Source organism: Acinetobacter sp. YH12145, from assembly GCF_013418335.1.
Classification (GTDB): domain Bacteria; phylum Pseudomonadota; class Gammaproteobacteria; order Pseudomonadales; family Moraxellaceae; genus Acinetobacter; species Acinetobacter amyesii.
This window is the reverse complement of record NZ_VPCE01000004.1, coordinates 291,335-307,704: the sequence shown is the minus strand read 5'-3', so window position 1 is coordinate 307,704 and position 16,370 is coordinate 291,335. Positions and strand designations below refer to the sequence as shown.

General features: G+C 41.4%; 13 protein-coding genes and 2 rRNA genes. 9 read left to right on the top strand and 6 right to left on the bottom strand.

What is annotated here, in order from left to right:
* The 6 genes from FTU80_RS05875 to FTU80_RS05850 all read left to right on the top strand — a co-directional run.
* A 23S ribosomal RNA gene (locus FTU80_RS05875) occupies positions 1-188 on the top strand; the annotation flags it as partial.
* 189 nt (positions 189-377) lie between these two features.
* Positions 378-492 (top strand): 5S ribosomal RNA (gene rrf, locus FTU80_RS05870).
* Positions 493-723: 231 nt separating this feature from the next.
* Positions 724-1,275 carry a DUF4256 domain-containing protein gene (locus FTU80_RS05865; RefSeq protein WP_180078483.1) on the top strand — a complete coding sequence of 184 codons (552 nt, stop codon included), beginning with the start codon at positions 724-726 and terminating at the stop codon, positions 1,273-1,275.
* A 407-nt stretch (positions 1,276-1,682) separates the two neighbouring features.
* Positions 1,683-3,032, top strand: a complete 1,350-nt coding sequence (locus FTU80_RS05860; RefSeq protein WP_180024684.1) for an MFS transporter — start codon at positions 1,683-1,685, stop codon at positions 3,030-3,032.
* Between the two features lie 159 nt (positions 3,033-3,191).
* Positions 3,192-3,926: a group I intron-associated PD-(D/E)XK endonuclease gene (locus FTU80_RS05855; RefSeq protein WP_180024683.1), complete on the top strand. Its 735-nt coding sequence runs from the start codon at positions 3,192-3,194 to the stop codon at positions 3,924-3,926.
* 84 nt (positions 3,927-4,010) lie between these two features.
* On the top strand, positions 4,011-4,322 hold the full coding sequence (locus FTU80_RS05850; RefSeq protein WP_180084487.1) for an ankyrin repeat domain-containing protein: 312 nt from the start codon (positions 4,011-4,013) through the stop codon (positions 4,320-4,322).
* A 67-nt stretch (positions 4,323-4,389) separates the two neighbouring features.
* Here the strand turns inward: FTU80_RS05850 and FTU80_RS05845 are convergent, their stop codons facing one another.
* A complete protein-coding gene (locus FTU80_RS05845) occupies positions 4,390-4,977 on the bottom strand; it encodes a type 1 glutamine amidotransferase domain-containing protein (protein WP_180084486.1) in 588 nt (195 codons plus the stop codon).
* A 443-nt stretch (positions 4,978-5,420) separates the two neighbouring features.
* Here FTU80_RS05845 and FTU80_RS05840 point away from each other — a divergent pair, with 443 nt between their 5' ends.
* Positions 5,421-6,596 (top strand): PQQ-dependent sugar dehydrogenase, encoded by a 1,176-nt coding sequence (locus FTU80_RS05840; RefSeq protein WP_180084485.1) that lies wholly within the window; start codon positions 5,421-5,423, stop codon positions 6,594-6,596.
* 92 nt (positions 6,597-6,688) lie between these two features.
* Here FTU80_RS05840 and FTU80_RS05835 read toward each other — a convergent pair whose 3' ends face one another.
* Positions 6,689-7,729 carry a TauD/TfdA family dioxygenase gene (locus FTU80_RS05835; RefSeq protein ID WP_180084484.1) on the bottom strand — a complete coding sequence of 347 codons (1,041 nt, stop codon included), beginning with the start codon at positions 7,727-7,729 and terminating at the stop codon, positions 6,689-6,691.
* Between the two features lie 655 nt (positions 7,730-8,384).
* Between FTU80_RS05835 and FTU80_RS05830 the strand changes: the two genes are divergently transcribed.
* Positions 8,385-9,674, top strand: coding sequence for a glutamate carboxypeptidase (locus FTU80_RS05830; protein ID WP_180084483.1), 1,290 nt, complete (start codon positions 8,385-8,387; stop codon positions 9,672-9,674).
* Positions 9,675-10,210: 536 nt separating this feature from the next.
* On the top strand, positions 10,211-11,503 hold the full coding sequence (locus FTU80_RS05825; RefSeq protein WP_180084482.1) for a glutamate carboxypeptidase: 1,293 nt from the start codon (positions 10,211-10,213) through the stop codon (positions 11,501-11,503).
* Between the two features lie 299 nt (positions 11,504-11,802).
* On the opposite strand, the gene FTU80_RS05820 is transcribed toward FTU80_RS05825, so the two are convergent.
* The 4 genes from FTU80_RS05820 to ileS all read right to left on the bottom strand — a co-directional run bounded on the left by FTU80_RS05820 (position 11,803) and on the right by ileS (position 16,344).
* Entirely contained in the window at positions 11,803-12,345 is a 543-nt protein-coding gene (locus FTU80_RS05820) for an NADPH-dependent FMN reductase (protein WP_180084481.1), read from the bottom strand.
* 145 nt (positions 12,346-12,490) lie between these two features.
* Positions 12,491-12,973, bottom strand: coding sequence for a peptidylprolyl isomerase (locus FTU80_RS05815; protein ID WP_078190656.1), 483 nt, complete (start codon positions 12,971-12,973; stop codon positions 12,491-12,493).
* On the bottom strand, positions 12,966-13,505 hold the full coding sequence (gene lspA / locus FTU80_RS05810) for a signal peptidase II (protein WP_180084480.1): 540 nt from the start codon (positions 13,503-13,505) through the stop codon (positions 12,966-12,968). Before lspA ends, FTU80_RS05815 begins: the two co-directional genes overlap by 8 nt.
* Positions 13,498-16,344, bottom strand: coding sequence for an isoleucine--tRNA ligase (gene ileS / locus FTU80_RS05805; RefSeq protein ID WP_180084479.1), 2,847 nt, complete (start codon positions 16,342-16,344; stop codon positions 13,498-13,500). Before ileS ends, lspA begins: the two co-directional genes overlap by 8 nt.
* Between the last annotated feature and the right edge of the window lie 26 nt (positions 16,345-16,370).

The following is a 16,370-nucleotide window of genomic DNA, read 5'->3' as shown; positions in this document are numbered from 1 at the left end:
GGGTAGCTATGTTCGGAAGGGATAACCGCTGAAAGCATCTAAGCGGGAAGCCTACCTCAAGATAAGATTTCCCTTGGACTTTATGTCCACTAAAGAGCCGTTGAAGACTACGACGTTGATAGGTTGGATGTGGAAGTGCGGTGACGCATGAAGCTGACCAATACTAATTGCTCGTGAGGCTTGACTATACAACACCCAAACAGTTGTATGTAAAGCATCAATTGATTCGATATTAAGCAAAATAACTTGATTTAGTTAACGCTTAAGAACAAAATACTGCAACTCAGATATGATCTGTTAATAACTCATTTGGTAGAAAACTTAGCACGAAGAGCACTGCTCTGAGATTAGACTAAGCGAGTATCCATAACAGTTGTGCTGGCGACAATAGCAAGAGTGAACCACCTGATCCCTTCCCGAACTCAGAAGTGAAACCTCTTAGCGCTGATGGTAGTGTGGGGTTACCCATGTGAGAGTAAGTCATCGCCAGCTCATTATTCGAAAACACCCCCTGACTAGTGCAGGGGGTGTTTTTTTATGCCGGGAAAAGGAAAAAAGGAAAAGAACGTTATAAAAGTAGAAAAAGCTAAAGCACAAAAATAGGAAAACGAGAGATATTTAAAATGAATGAGGCTAAACAGCGCTAAAAATTTACATCAAGGTGAGTTTATATTCTTTATAGTGAAGTACGGTCTCAATGTATAAAAAGAATAGGATGTACATATGCTCCAAAATCTCGATGAAGTCTCTATTTTAGAGATATTGCAGCAACGCTTTGAGGCAAACATGCAGCGTCATCCAGAATTGCTTTGGGATGATGTAAAAAAACAATTGATTGCACAGCCCTCAAAACTAAAAATTTTAATCGAAATGGAAAATACAGGCGGTGAGCCAGATATTGTGACGCTGAATCGGCAATCTCATGACCTGATATTTTATGATTGCAGCTTAGAGTCGCCAAAACCTAGACGAAGCTTATGTTATGACCGTGATGCCTTGGAGAATCGGAAGGATCATCCTCCCAAAAATAACGTTATAGATATGGTGCGAGACATCGGTGCTCAGCTGCTGACAGAAGAGGACTATCGTGCGTTACAGCAAGTTTTTCATTTCGATTTAAAGACTTCGAGTTGGATCGTAACGCCAGCGGATATTCGGCAAAAGGGCGGGGCACTGTTTTGTGATCGACGTTATGATCATGTATTTAGCTATCATAATAGCGCGCAGTCATATTATGCGTCTCGTGGATTTCGCTGTAAGCTAGTGATTGCTTAATCTCAGTGCTATCAAGGTATTTAAAACAATCAAGAGCGTTAAAGTGAGCTTTTCTAAAGATGTAATTGCGTTTGTTTTTTAGACATTTAAAATTTTTCTAAACTAAAGATAGAAATAAATGATGGTGTGTCGTTCTGAAGTTTAATGAAAGAATAGAAGAATTAGACCTGAAAATAAGAGTATTATTATTTAAAAAAATCAGTTAAATAATCATATATTGATAATGTTTAATAATTAAACTAAAACATGAAAAATAACACAATTAACATGCACTTATAAGCAATTCGATTTATTAAACATACGTCTAATATCCCTAGAAATTACTGTTCCGTATATTCCGTGGCTGTTGAATTTTACTTAAAAATTCAATGAATGTTATGGACAAGTACTCATGGGAGATGAGAACGATGACAACGGAAAAAATAGACATAAATTCTGTAGTCGATAAGGCTAAATTTACCCCGTTCCACTTCAATGTAGTGGCTTGGTGCTTATTGATTATTTTATTTGATGGCTACGATTTAGCGATTAATGGCGTGGTTTTACCATTATTGATGCAAGACTGGGGCTTAAGTGCAATGCAAGCGGGGATGCTTGCCAGTACTGCGCTCGCAGGGATGATGTTTGGTGCCATGTTCTTTGGTTCTTTAGCAGATAAGATTGGCCGTAAAAAAGTCATCATGATCTGTATCGTTTTATTTAGTGGTTTGACCTTTGCCGGTGGTTTTGCGTCAAATCCAACAGAATTTGGTATTTTGCGTTTCTTGGCTGGTTTAGGGATTGGCGGTGTAATGCCTAACCTTGTGGCTTTAACGTCGGAATACGCGCCGCAGAAGATGCGTAGTACACTAGTAACGACGATGTTTAGTGGTTATGCAGTCGGTGGTGTGATGGCGGCACTTTTAGGTTCATGGTTCACCCCTGACTTTGGTTGGCAAATCATGTTCTTTATTGCGGGTATTCCACTTTTTCTTTTACCTGTGATTTGGAAATTTTTACCTGAATCTTTGGCATTTATGGTGAAAGAAAACAAACAGGAAAAAGCCCGCAGTATCGTGAAGCGCTTAGCACCTGAAGTGAAAGTGACTGAAAATACAGTGTTCACTTTACCACAGGAAAATGTACCAGAAGCAGCAAACGTGGTGAGCTTGTTCCGCCGTGGTCGTGCCGTAAATACATTGCTGTTTTGGGTGGCGTTCTTTACGTGCCTATTGACCATGTATGCGCTAAGCAGCTGGTTACCAAAACTGATGATGGCAGCCGGTTATTCTATGGATAACAGCTTAATGTTCATGATGGTCATGAACGTGGGCGCAGTTGTGGGTATTGTGGGCGGTGGTATTTTGGCTGACCGTTTCCATTTAAAACCTGTGTTGATGGTTTTGGGTATGATGGGCGCGATTGTGATGAGCTTGATGGGCTTCCAGTCTAATCAGTTCTTGCTATACATCTTGGTGTTCTTGGCAGGTGCTGCATCTATTGGTTCGCAAATGCTGCTGTACAGCTATGTGGCGCAGTATTACCCACTTGCTGTACGTTCGACGGGTATTGGTTGGTCTTCTGCGATCGGTCGTATGGGCGCGATTGTAGGGCCGATCTTGATTGGTGGTTTGCTCGGTATGAACTTACCTGCGCATTTCAACTTTATGGCGGTAGGTTTACCTGTACTGATTACTGCGATCGCGGTTGCATTGATCACGCATGAAAATGACAGTGATAAAATTGATGTTAAAGAGGCATCTACAGCCAAAGCTTAAGTTGTGATTCTTTAAAAAGAAAAGCCTCCGTAAGGGGGCTTTTTTTTGGTTATTTAAAATGCTAATAAAATAATTATTTTATATTTTCTAATATTCTATATTTATAAGTTTTTAAAAAAGATATAAAAACTTAACTATGACTATTTTATGGGGGGAGAGATGGAGTTTATTGAGCAAATTAAAGAAGTAATGAAGGAATCGCGAAAAGAAATGCATGTTGATCAAATAGCAGAAGCAATCGTAGCGAAATATCCTCATACTCAGCAGCATCTAGATGTTTTATCTAAGAAAATCTCTTCGATACTTTCAAAGGATATTGACAAATATAAAACAAAATCAGAGTTCACAAAACCAAAAAATTCTAAAGGTGCTCCAAGACGGGGAATTTACAGATTAAAAATCAAAAAAGTTGTACCTGATATTGTTCCACCGCCACCTACAGTTAATGCACTGTATACGGGCAAGGCTGGTGAATTTGCAGTGATGGCTGAATTATTATTTTTTGGATTTAATACATCATATATGGCTGTTGATGATGGTATTGATCTTGTCGCAGCAAAAGATAATAAATACTTTCATATACAGGTTAAAACAGCCAATATATCTGAATCAAATAATCAGTATAGATTCACGATAAATCAGAGATCTTATGATTCAAAGGATGCATCATCTACTTTCTATATTTTTGTATTACGATCATGTAATGGTCCATCTTATGTAAATAATTATATTATTCTTCCAAATAGTGATATCAGTCGATTACTGGAATCTGGAACTATTACACAAGCGGCTAAATTATCCATTCGTATTGAACGCGATAAAAATGGAAAATATTTATTAAATTCAAAGGAAACTGTGAATTACGCTTTAAATAGATTTGATAAAATTCGTTAAATAAACTGATTTATATGACCAATTCTGCCATGGTCATTAATTGACAAGCGATATTTATAGAAATTACAAATAGGTATTATGATCATGCAATTTAATTCTATCTCCCCAATCCCTGAAGATGGTGATGAACTGCATTTGCCTGAACTGGTGTACTGGGCATCTTTAGGTGAACTCGTAGAAGTCGAAAAATCTTTGGCGAATGGCACAGACGTAAACTCTGCCGATGACGAAGGTTACAGCGCACTGCATGCAGCCGCAGAAAACGGCTATTTAGACGTAGTGAAGCTGTTGGTAGAGAAAGGTGCAAATGTACAGCATAAGACCCAATACACAGCATTAGAGCTTGCAGAAATGGCAGGCAATGATGATGTGGTAGCTTACTTAAAAAATTTGTAAGCCATATATCCTATAACTTAGATTTATAAAATACCCGCATGCAATATGCGGGTATTTTCCATTTGTATTATTGTTGCTGTTGCTGTTGCTGTTGCTGTTGCTGTTGCTGTTGCTGTTGCTCAAGCTCCTGCTGAATTGCTTGATTAAACGCAGGCAAGTCATCTGGACAGCGAGAAGTAATGAGCACCCAACCGCCCGTATTACAGCGGTGCACCTGCTCATCGACCCAATGTGCACCCGCATTTTCCAAATCCAAACGAATACTTTTATAAGACGTCAGAGTTTTATCACGAATTCGTTCAGCATTAATGAGCGCCCAAGGACCATGACAAATTGCAGCAATAGGTTTTTGATGGTCAGCAAAGTTTTGAATAAGTCGCAGTGCATCTTCATTGATCCGTAGATGATCTGCATTGACAGTTCCGCCTGGAATTACTAACACATCATAGTCTTCAGCATTTACGCTGCTCAATTGGGCATTGGGTTGAACTTCAGCTTCGACCTTTTTGTCGGCTTTTACTGTTTGGACAACCGCATGTTTAATAGCGGCATGAATGGCTTCAATTCCCTTTTCATTTAAATAATTTAATGGTTGGATCAGCTCGTCATGTTCAACACCGACATTTGACGTTATCACTAAAGCTTTTAAAGTCATGATTGACTCCTTGCAATGAGGATTGTCTACCACGCTAACAAGCTGACGGATTTGGGTATGTAATAATTTCGCAGGAAACTGTAAGAAGTTTTGACAGAGATGTTATGCGAAAGTTCTAGATTAGAGCGAACTTTTAAAAATCAGCTAGAAAAAGAAAACCCCAACATCCTGTTGGGGTTTTCTTCGTATTTCGTATTTTAGATACAACTCCATGTCATATCTCACGTCCTGATGCAGAAACTATTCTTATTGTTTTGGTGTTTCGGAAACTTCCTGTTTCCTGATAACTGTAGATTAGGCCTGTTTGAATAAATTGAATAGCAGCAATTTTCTGCATGTCATGTAAGCCAAAACGTACAAAATTATTCTGTTACCTTTCCAAAGAAAAATCATCTGATTAATTGATTAGAATCAAATGATTATAAAAGGGAAGGGAACAGTAAATGAAACAATGTATACAATATTTTCGAACGCCTAGCCTCATCGTCGGTATATTGATGACAGCCGCATGCCATGCGGAAAACACCACAACTACAGCACAAGATCAAACACCAAGCCAAGCTCAAAAATCGGCACAAATCCAGCAAGAACAGCGCTTTAAAATACAAAAAATCGCTCAATTTAATGAGCCTTGGGCCATCCAGCCGCTCTCAGACGGACGTTTATTGCTGACAGAAAGAAAAGGCCAGCTGATCATCTTTAACCCGCAAAATCAGCAGAAAATACAGGTGAAAAACCTTCCCAAAGTAGCCTATGGCGGACAAGGCGGATTAGGTGATATTGCACTCGATCCACAGTTTGAAAAAAATCATCAGATATACTTGAGCTATGCAGAAGCCGGACAGGGCGGTTATGGCGCTGTCATCGAAAAAGCCACATTAAACCTCAATGAAGCTGTGCCAAGTTTAAAACAACGAAAAATCATTTGGAGGCAAATTCCAAAAGTAGAAGGTCAAGGCCATTATTCACACCGTATGCAATTTGGAACAGATGGAAAATTATGGGTGAGTTCGGGCGAACGTCAGAAGTTTGATCCTGCACAAGATCTACAGTCAAATTTGGGTAAAGTGCTGCGCTTAAATAGTGATGGAACGCCTGCTGCGGATAATCCATTTCAGACCCAAGGCGAAGTTGCCAAGCAAGTCTGGAGCTTCGGGCACCGTAATCCTTTAGGCATGGCATTTGATGCAAAACAGCAGCTTTGGGTGGCCGAAATGGGACCGAAAGGCGGCGATGAGTTAAATCTTGTGCAGCGTGGGAAAAACTATGGCTATCCGCATGTATCGAATGGTGATCATTATGATGATCAACCGATTCCTGATCATCATACACGGCCTGAATTTGAAGCGCCTGCCATCAGCTGGACACCGGTGATTTCACCGTCAAGTTTGATGTTTTACCAAGGGCAAAAGTTCCCCTTGTGGAAAAATAAAGCGCTGATTGGTGGCTTATCTTCAGAAGCGATTGTGATTGTTGATACAGAGCTTAAACCTGTCCAAGAAATACAACGAATTGCCATGCCACAGCGTATTCGAGGACTCATTGAAGCCAAAGACGGCAGTATTTGGGGCATTGAAGATGGAGAAAAGGCATGGTTATTCAAAATTGATCCAAAATAGTGTTTAAAAAAGAAACAAAAAATTCAAAAAATAAAAAAAAGCCCCTACGGGGCTTCTCACATACAGGCCTGCACGAATTTTAAATACGTCAGCTAAGCCGCATAGTGCTCATCGGCATTAAATGCATTGGCTTGAATTTGAATTAATTTACGATTTCCTTGTTCTCCATTCATCCGCCAATGCGCAATTTTAATATTATCCACAATAGCAACATCGCCTTTATACCACTTTAAAAGCAGGGCATCTTTATACATCGCATCAAAAAATTGCTGCTTTTCGGCATCGTTCCATTCAATTTGTTGACCTTCTGGCGTGTAAATTTCCCATGTCAATTGCATGCCGTTCGCCGTTGAATCGATTTCAATCTCCCCGCGATTTTCAAAGCAATTTTTGGCCGCCTGATGGGCAAATGGATTGGTATTATTGGCAAAAGCCCACGGCTGAATCACATGCTTTTTTGTATCAGGGTGATGAATCACCAGTGGCGAACGCTGCAAGGTCAGTTTGGCTTTTTTATCTTGTCGAATCTCTAAACTAAACGGGCTCTTTTTCAGCAATAACCGATCAAATAATCCCACCTCGCTCGCCGAGACATAAGAAAAATGGTTCCATGCGCCGAGATATTTTTCCTGTAGATGTTTCGGAAAATTCTCCCAAATTTGCTCTAAGTTATTAAATCCTGTTTCTGCTAAATACGTCGATGGTTCCTGACAAAATAAGGCGATATAACGCGAGCGTTCTGAGCGCACGCCGCCTTCAACATGCGGGCCTTGTACCGAGTTTTCGACTGGACCCAATTGCACTGTGTTGCGATCGATATAACGACGGTAGTCGCCTGCGCCGAGCAATTTCTCGCTGTATTTTCGCATCCATGATGCAACCCAGCTCGGCATATTGGGGTTAAATGCATTCCATGGCGTAAACTGAAAATATTGTTCAATCAGTTGGTTAAATTGTTCGGGTTGCTCGATGTTAAAACCACGGAACAGCAAGATGCCATTTTCATGGATTTGTTGTAAAAGCTCTTGTCGATGCGCACCAATATATTGTGCAAGATCTTGCGGGCTATTGTGTTCTGGAGAGGCATGAAAAATGCGGGTAAAACTATTCAGTTGTTGCTGTTGCAATTGCATAGGTCATTCTCTAATTTTTTAATTCAATTTTTATTGTTGTCGCCTAATCCCTAAGCGCTGACAGTTCGAGCTGCTGAACTCGCAGCCGTTATTCTGTCTAAATTCTCTGCCGATTATAAGTACAGTTTTACTGTTGCGATGTAAGTATTGTTGATAAATTGCGATTTTTCGACGAATAGAGTGCGATCGCTGAATGAATGACGACATGAAAAAAGCCCTCGACATCCTGTCGGGGCTTTTTCGGATTCATTCTACGGTATAACTCCTGTCCTACCGTTAAGCTTCCTGCTCATTGTCTTATCATTGTTGTTTTATGTTCAGTGACATCCTGTCGCTGTATGACCTTAATATAAAAGTAATCCAATAACGTGAATAGTGTCTATTATCCGCATCTGATGTAAGCCAAAACGTACAACACCTAAATTATCATTCTGTCCGTTTCTTCAAGGCATTGCATAGCAACTAGGCTCTCGATCGTTAGATCAATGCATCCATATAGATCTAAACCGCTTTTAAAACAGCAGGAAGCTGGTTTTGATATGATTAAAATCTTCATCAGCGGTGTTACATATTTTTGCGATTAATTGGTTGAATGGTGAACTAATTTATCAGACATTAAAAATTCATAATGAAAAATATACAGGGAATAAGATCGATGCTAAGAACACTTACACAACAACGGACGACATCAAAACTTCAGCTCGCATTAGGCTGCGTCATTGCGCTTAGTGCTTCAGCAAGTTGGGCAGCATCTCCACAAGAGATTATGCAAATTGCGGAAAGTCAAAAGCAAAGTTATTTAGAGACCTTGAAAACCTTGGTCAATATTGAATCCGGCAGTAAAGATATTGAGGGTTTGAATCAAATTGCTAAGGTGGTCGCAGAGCAATTAAAAGCCACAGGGGCTGAGGTGAACGTGATTCAGCCCAAAGACATCATGAAACTCGATGGTGCGCCAGATCAGACAGGGCCGATTGTAAAAGCGGTACTGAAAGGCAAAGGTAAAACGAACATTATGTTGTTGGCACATAATGATACGGTGTATCAAAAGGGCCAATTACAAGGTCAACCGTTTCGTATAGATGGTAATAAAGCCTATGGTTTAGGTATTTTGGACGACAAGCAAGGTGTTGCTGCAGTGATTCATGTCTTGGATATGCTGAAACAGCTGAAGTACCAAGATTACGGCACCATTACGGTGTTAATTAATTCAGATGAAGAAATCAGTTCACCCGGCTCGCGCCAATTGATTATGGATACAGCTCAAAATCAGGACGTTGTCCTCTCCTTTGAAACCGGTGGTTTAGAGGGAAGTTTGATGTTAGCCACTAGTGGGATTGGTGCGGCTTATTTAGATATTAAAGGGCGGGGTTCGCATGCGGGGGTAAAACCTGAAGCAGGGGTCAATGCCTTGACAGAACTGGCTTTTCAGATTCAACAATTAGAAAATCTATCCAATCCGAAAACGGGTTTAAAGCTGAATTGGACTGTTGCGACGGCTGGAAAAACCCGAAATGTGATTCCTGACCATGCGACAGCGCAGGCAGATGCTCGTTCCTTAAAACCACAAGATTTTGCTGAGTTGGAAAAAACCTTGAAGCAAAAAGTCAAAACCAAAAAATTGGCGGAAAGTCAGGTCGAGGTCAAATTTGAAGTCCGTCGACCACCTTTAGAAGCCAGTCCACAAGCCAAAAAATTGGCCGCCACAGCCCAGCAAATTTACACAAACGAATTAAAGCTGCCGATGAAAGTTGAAACGACCGCTTGGGGTGGTGGTACTGATGCCGCTTTTGCTGGGGTTAGTTCGAAAGCCGCGATCATTGAGGGACTAGGCATGTCAGGTGATGGATTACATTCAGATAAAGCTGAATATATTTTGACAGATTCTATCGTACCGCGTTTGTACTTGGTGACGCGTTTAATTGTGGAGAGTTCTAAAAAGTAATCGTATCCGATTGGGTGAGATCTAATGAGCCATTGCCCTGAGTTTGGTTGTGGCTCATGTTAGAGCTATTCTTATGTAGCATTTGAAATGAAAAAAGCCCCGACATCCTGTCGGGGCTTTTTCGGATTCATTCTAGCGGTATAACTCCTGTCCTACCGTAAGCTTCCTGCTCATTGTCTTATCATTGTTGTTTTATGTTCAGTGACATCCTGTCGCTGTATGACCTTAATATAAAAGTAATCCAATAACGTGAATAGTGTCTATTATCCGCATCTGATGTAAGCCAAAACGTACAACACCTAAATTATCATTCTGTCCGTCGCGTCAATGTATTGCACAGCATTAAGGCTATCGACCTATAGAACTATTGACCCAAATCAATCTAAACCTGTTTTAAAACAGCAGGAAGCTGGTTTTGATGAGATTAAAATCTTCATCAGCGGTGTTACATATTTTTGCGATTAATTTGTTGAATGGTGAACTAATTTATCAGACATTAAAAATTCATAATGAAAAATATACAGGGAATAAGATCGATGCTAAGAACACTTACACAACAACGGACGACATCAAAACTTCAGCTCGCATTAGGCTGCGTCATTGCGCTTAGTGCTTCAGCAAGTTGGGCAGCATCTCCACAAGAGATTATGCAAATTGCGGAAAGTCAAAAGCAAAGTTATTTAGAGACCTTGAAAACCTTGGTCAATATTGAATCCGGCAGTAAGGATCTTGAAGGCCTGAATCAAATGGCCAAAGTGGTGGCAGATCAGTTGAAGAATGTCGGTGCTGAAGTGAGTGTGATCGAAAGTACAGATATTTATCGCATGGACGATACACCTGAGAAAATGGGACCAATAGTTAAAGGGGTATTGAAAGGTCAAGGTAAAAGTAAAATCATGATGATCGCGCATATGGATACGGTTTATGAACGGGGAATGCTTAAAAAACAACCGTTTAAAATTGACGGTAATCAGGTCTATGGCTTAGGTATCATTGATGATAAACAAGGGGTAGCTGCGATTTTGCATGTTTTGAATACCCTTAAAAAATTGAATTATAAAGACTATGGCACGATCACTGTTTTGATGAATTCAGATGAGGAAATCAGCTCACCTGCCTCACGTAAGTTGATTACAGAAACAGCACAAGATCAGGATGTGGTGTTGTCTTTTGAAGGGGGCGGTAAAGATGGTAACTTACGTCTGGCAACCAGTGGCATTGGCGCAGCCTATTTAGAAATTAAAGGAAAATCTTCACATGCCGGTGTGAAACCTGAGGCAGGGGTGAATGCACTCACTGAGCTCTCTCACCAAATCGCACAAATGCAAAATCTATCTGATCCTAACACTGGGTTAAAGCTGAATTGGACTGTGGCGGAAGCGGGTAAAACACGCAATGTCATTCCAGAACATGCTGCTGCACAGGCGGATGTCAGAGCACTACGTGTCCAAGACTTTGAGGCCGTGGAAAAAACGTTAAATGAGAAAATCAAAAATAAAAAGTTATCAGATAGCCAAGTCAGTGTGAAATTTGAAGTCCGCCGTCCACCGTTGGCTGTAAATGATGCCTCTAAAAAGTTAGCTGAAAAAGCGCAAGACATCTATAAAAATGAGTTAAACATTCCATTGACTGTTTCTTTGACTCCAACAGGAGGCGGTACTGATGCTGCTTTTGCTGGAGTAAAGTCGAAAGCTGCTGTAATTGAGGGAATGGGATTATCAGGAGATGGGGCTCACTCAAGCAATGCAGAATATATTTTAAAAGACAGTATTATTCCGCGTTTGTATTTGGCAACACGATTAATTGTGGATGTGTCGAAAGCAAGATAATATTCTATATCGCAATGATTAGAAGGAGCCTACCTAGGTGGGCTTCATTATGATTAAGCATACAGAACGAAATGAAAAAGCCCCAACGTCCTGTTGGGGCTTTTTCGTATATTGCTAAGATTCAACTCCTGTCAAATCAATCGCTTCCTGCATGTTCCATCCTTTTTATTCTAGAAACTTCCTGTGTCTGTATGCTTTAACTTTATCGTGGATGATGCATGGCGTATAGCTGCCATCTGCTGAAAATAATCTAAGCCTGAACCTACAAAAGGCGGCATCTATCACGCGAACGGCAAGAATTAAGTACTCACATATTGCAGTAATTTTTTGAAAATCCCCTTAACCGCTTTGTTGTCAAAATCATTCGGTTCGAATTTATCTGTTTGATTGCGCGTGAAAATGTCACGAATTTCAACCACAGCATTACTGTCAATTAAGCCCAATTGGGTTGCCACTTGGCGAATTTGATCAATCGAACGTGAACCATTGGTGCCACCATAGCTAACGTATGCTGCAGGTTTTCCGGCCCATTCTTTACCGAGGTAATCCAATGCATTTTTGAGCGCAGGGCTGTAGCCGTGGTTATATTCAGGGCTAATGAAAATAAATGCGTCACCTTGCGCGATTTTATCTGCCCATGCTTGTTGTTTGGGTTGGTCATAAATCCCGGTTAATGGTGGATGTGCGCCTGCAAAAATAGGCAGATCCCATTCTTTTAAATCGACAATTTCAGTTTCTACGGTACTGTAGTCATAGCTTTCGATTTCTGAAAGTAGCCAGTTGGCAATCTTAATTGCCGTACGGCCTTCGCGGACACTGCCGACAATAATATGAAGTTTCATCGTATTTCCTGTCTTGTTTTAAAGTCTTGCATTAAATTAATATGAAAACGGTCCGTTGCATATACAGAAAATGTATCGAGTCGATTGATAATTATAAAAATAGTGATAAAAAAAGCTCCCGAAGGAGCTTTTTATTTGCTGAAACTTAGATCAGTTTCACGCCTTGTTGACCGGCAGGGGTCACTTTGAAAATTTCAACTTCAAAGGTGATATTTTTACCAGCTAGAGGGTGGTTGAAATCCACTTCGGTAATGTCTTCACCTACGGTTTTGATTACTCCATACAGACTTTGTTTGGCTTTATCTTCAAACTCAATCATATGGCCTTCAACAGGACGTTGCTCAAATTTGACGGTATCAAATTTTTGTACGTTTTCTGGGTTCCATGGACCAAAAGCATCTTCAGGAGGAAGGCTCACGGTACGGCGGTCACCTGCACGTAAACCGAATAAAGCTTTCTCAAAACCCGGTAATAAGCTGCCATCACCCATGACAAGGCTGACAGGTTCAGCACGGCTACGGGTATTGTCAATTTCTACGCCATTTTCAATAGCAACAGAAAAGTGAAGGTCTACTTTAGAGCCTTCTTCAATACGAGTTTCCTCGTTAGGATTGATAAAATCAGTCATTTTGCGCTTCCGCACGTTGAATTCGGTGTTTTTCTAAGAAAAACGTATCGATAAGAAGCAGAATCGTGCCTAAAGTAATGGCACTGTCTGCAATATTAAATGCAGGAAAGTGGCTGTTGTTGTAATACACGTGAATGAAATCCACCACATAACCTAAAGATACACGGTCAATTAAGTTACCGATTGCGCCGCCTAAAATGAGGGCAATCGCAAGTGGTAAAACTTTCACGTTTTTTGGCATACGCATGAGCCAAAATACAAAAATGACAGACACAAGTCCTGCGAGTGAAGTAAAGAAATAACGTTGCCATCCACCGGCATCGGACAAGAAACTAAAGGCAGCGCCATAGTTATGTAGTAATGTCCAATTTAAAAAGGGCATGACAGGTACAGGATCTGCGTAGTTCAGATGTGTACTTGCAATCCATTTGGTCCATTGATCTAAAATAATGGCAACAATGGATAAGCCCACCCACACTAAATTGTGTGGGTAGAATTGAAAGAAGCCCTTTTTTTCTTGTGGATTAGGCATATTTTCTCTCTTCGCCTTGACCTGTAGGAAGGTTAATAATACAACGAGAACAAAGACCTGGATGTTCGTGATGTGTATTCACATCTGGCAGGACATGCCAGCAGCGTGCACATTTTTCACCATCAGCAGCAGAGACTTTGACATTTAAACCGTCAAGGTCAGAGGCTTCACCTTGCGCTGCATCAAACTCATTGACAATCACTTGAGAAGTGATGAGGACAAAACGCAGTTCTTCACCGAATTTGTCTAAAACAGCTTTCAGCTCAGCATTGGCCCAAAGTTCAACTTTAGCAGACAAGTTTGAACCCACAGTTTTTGCAGTACGTGCAGCTTCAATAAACTTGTTCACTGCAGATTTAACGGTGATCAAGGTTTGCCATTCAGCTTCAGTCACTAAATTTGCTGTAGAGGCTACAGGAATGTCATACCACTCCGCAGTAAATACATATTTCTCAGATTGCTCTGGAATTAACGGCCAAGCTTCTTGTGCAGTGAAGGTCAAGATTGGTGCCATCCAACGTACGAAAGCTTGTACCAAGTGATACAACGCAGTTTGTGCCGAATGACGCGCTTGAGAGTCCGCTTTGGTGGTGTACTGACGGTCTTTGATGATGTCTAAATAGAAACCACCCAAGTCATTAATACAGAAGTTGGTCAATGCGCTGGTCACGATATGGAAGTTCATATCTTCATAGGCTTGCTGAATGGTTTTCTGTACTTCCGCCGCACGTTGCAAGATGTATTGATCAAGCGCGATCAATTGATCAACAGGCAAAGCATCCGTCGATGGTTTGAAGCCATTCAAGTTAGCCAACAAGAAACGCAACGTGTTACGGATACGGCGGTAACCATCTGATGCACGGCTAAAGATTTCTTTACCCGCAGTCATTTCATAACGGTAGTCTGCAGACGCGATCCAGAAACGTAGGCCATCTGCACCCATGTCTTTGATGATGTCTTGTGGAGTGATCACGTTACCGATCGACTTCGACATTTTGCGGCCTTTTTCGTCCACAACGAAGCCGTGAGTCAATAAGCCTTTGTACGGTGCGCGATTATTAATCGCCATAGACGTCAACAATGAAGACTGGAACCAGCCACGATGTTGGTCAGAACCTTCAAGGTACAAGTCAGCAGGGTCTTGCAATTCTTCACGTTCACGGAGTACTGCAAAGTGTGTTGTTCCAGAGTCAAACCAAACGTCTAGAGTGTCACGAACTGCATTGTATTGCTCTGCATCTGCACCGATAAACTCAGACGCATCACGGTTATACCAACCGTCAATACCTTCTTGTTCAATCAGCTTCGCCACTTCTTCGATCAGCTCAGGCGTACGCGGGTGAAGTTCGTTAGTATCTTTATGCACGAAGAATGGAATTGGCACGCCCCATGTACGTTGACGTGAGATACACCAGTCTGGACGACCTTCAATCATCGATTGGATACGGTTTTTACCCCAATCTGGTACGAAGCTGATGTCATTTTCAATCGCGTTCAATGCACCTTGGCGTAAACCTTTTGCATCCATGCTGATGAACCATTGCGGTGTTGCACGGAAGATAATCGGTGTTTTATGGCGCCAGCAATGTGGATAGCTATGTTTGATCACCACATGTGCCCAAAGTTTGCCTGCTTCGGTTAAGGCGGCAATGATTTTTGGATTGGCTTTGTAGATGTGTTCGCCTGCAAAAATTGGTGCAGTCGGTAAATATACACCGTTGCCGCCGACAGGATTGTCAACTTTCAGGTTGTACTGTAAGCCAACTTTATAGTCGTCCACACCATGGCCTGGCGCGGTATGTACAGCACCTGTACCACTGCCGTCTGTGACATGCTCACCTAAGATTACTGGTACTTGGCGTTCAGCAATTAACGGATGTTGTAGTACTAGGTTTTCAAGTTTTTCACCAGCAAACTCAGCAATCACTTCAACTGCGTTAAAGCCATAACGCTGCGTTGCAGATTCAACCAATGATTTTGCAAGGATGAAGTTTTGCGCTGCTTTGTCTTCGCCAGTTGCTTTCACCAATTGGTATTCAAGCTCAGCATGTAGAGCAACCGCTTGGTTGGCAGGCATAGTCCAAGGCGTGGTTGTCCAGATTACGATATCTGTAGAATCGCTAACTGTAACACCTAGGCGTGCAGATAAATCAGCCAAATCAACAACGCTAAAACCAACGTCAATCGCATCTGATTTTTTGTCTTCGTATTCTACTTCAGCTTCAGCTAAGGCAGAACCACAGTCCAAACACCAGTTGACTGGTTTAAGACCCGGCTCAATATGGCCTGCTTTGGCAATTTCACCGAGCGAACGAACGATGTCGGCTTCTTGTTTGAAGTTCATGGTGAGGTAAGGATTGTCCCAATCACCAAATACGCCCATACGCACGAAGTCTTTTTTCTGTAATTCGACTTGGGTGTAAGCATATTCACGGCAGGCTTTACGGAAAGTTGAGGCATCTACTTTTACGCCGACTTTACCGACTTTTTCTTCAACTTTCAGTTCGATTGGAAGACCGTGACAGTCCCAGCCTGGTACATACGGTGCGTCAAAACCGTCCATTACACGGCTTTTGATGATGATGTCTTTGAGGACTTTATTCACCGCATGGCCTAAGTGAATTTGGCCATTTGCGTATGGAGGGCCGTCATGAAGCACATATTTTTTCTTGCCAATACGCGATGCACGAATCTGCTGATAAATGTTGTCGGCATACCACTCTTCTAACCATTTCGCTTCACGTACTGCGAGATTTGCTTTCATCGCAAATTCAGTACCTGGGAGGTTTAGCGTGGCTTTATAATCCACTGCATTTTCAGGAGTTTGCTTATCGCTCATGCAAGTTGTCTTCCAAATTTATCAGC

Excerpts from the sequence above, each read along its gene's own strand:
- FTU80_RS05830 (WP_180084483.1), top strand. The coding sequence starts at position 8,385 with ATGCTAAGAACACTTACACAACAACGGACGACATCAAAACTTCAGCTC.
- FTU80_RS05845 (WP_180084486.1), bottom strand. The coding sequence starts at position 4,977 with ATGACTTTAAAAGCTTTAGTGATAACGTCAAATGTCGGTGTTGAACAT.
- FTU80_RS05820 (WP_180084481.1), bottom strand. The coding sequence starts at position 12,345 with ATGAAACTTCATATTATTGTCGGCAGTGTCCGCGAAGGCCGTACGGCA.
- ileS (WP_180084479.1), bottom strand. The coding sequence starts at position 16,344 with ATGAGCGATAAGCAAACTCCTGAAAATGCAGTGGATTATAAAGCCACG.
- FTU80_RS05865 (WP_180078483.1), top strand. The coding sequence starts at position 724 with ATGCTCCAAAATCTCGATGAAGTCTCTATTTTAGAGATATTGCAGCAA.
- FTU80_RS05825 (WP_180084482.1), top strand. The coding sequence starts at position 10,211 with ATGCTAAGAACACTTACACAACAACGGACGACATCAAAACTTCAGCTC.
- FTU80_RS05850 (WP_180084487.1), top strand. The coding sequence starts at position 4,011 with ATGCAATTTAATTCTATCTCCCCAATCCCTGAAGATGGTGATGAACTG.
- FTU80_RS05855 (WP_180024683.1), top strand. The coding sequence starts at position 3,192 with ATGGAGTTTATTGAGCAAATTAAAGAAGTAATGAAGGAATCGCGAAAA.
- FTU80_RS05840 (WP_180084485.1), top strand. The coding sequence starts at position 5,421 with ATGAAACAATGTATACAATATTTTCGAACGCCTAGCCTCATCGTCGGT.
- lspA (WP_180084480.1), bottom strand. The coding sequence starts at position 13,505 with ATGCCTAATCCACAAGAAAAAAAGGGCTTCTTTCAATTCTACCCACAC.
- FTU80_RS05835 (WP_180084484.1), bottom strand. The coding sequence starts at position 7,729 with ATGCAATTGCAACAGCAACAACTGAATAGTTTTACCCGCATTTTTCAT.
- FTU80_RS05860 (WP_180024684.1), top strand. The coding sequence starts at position 1,683 with ATGACAACGGAAAAAATAGACATAAATTCTGTAGTCGATAAGGCTAAA.
- FTU80_RS05815 (WP_078190656.1), bottom strand. The coding sequence starts at position 12,973 with ATGACTGATTTTATCAATCCTAACGAGGAAACTCGTATTGAAGAAGGC.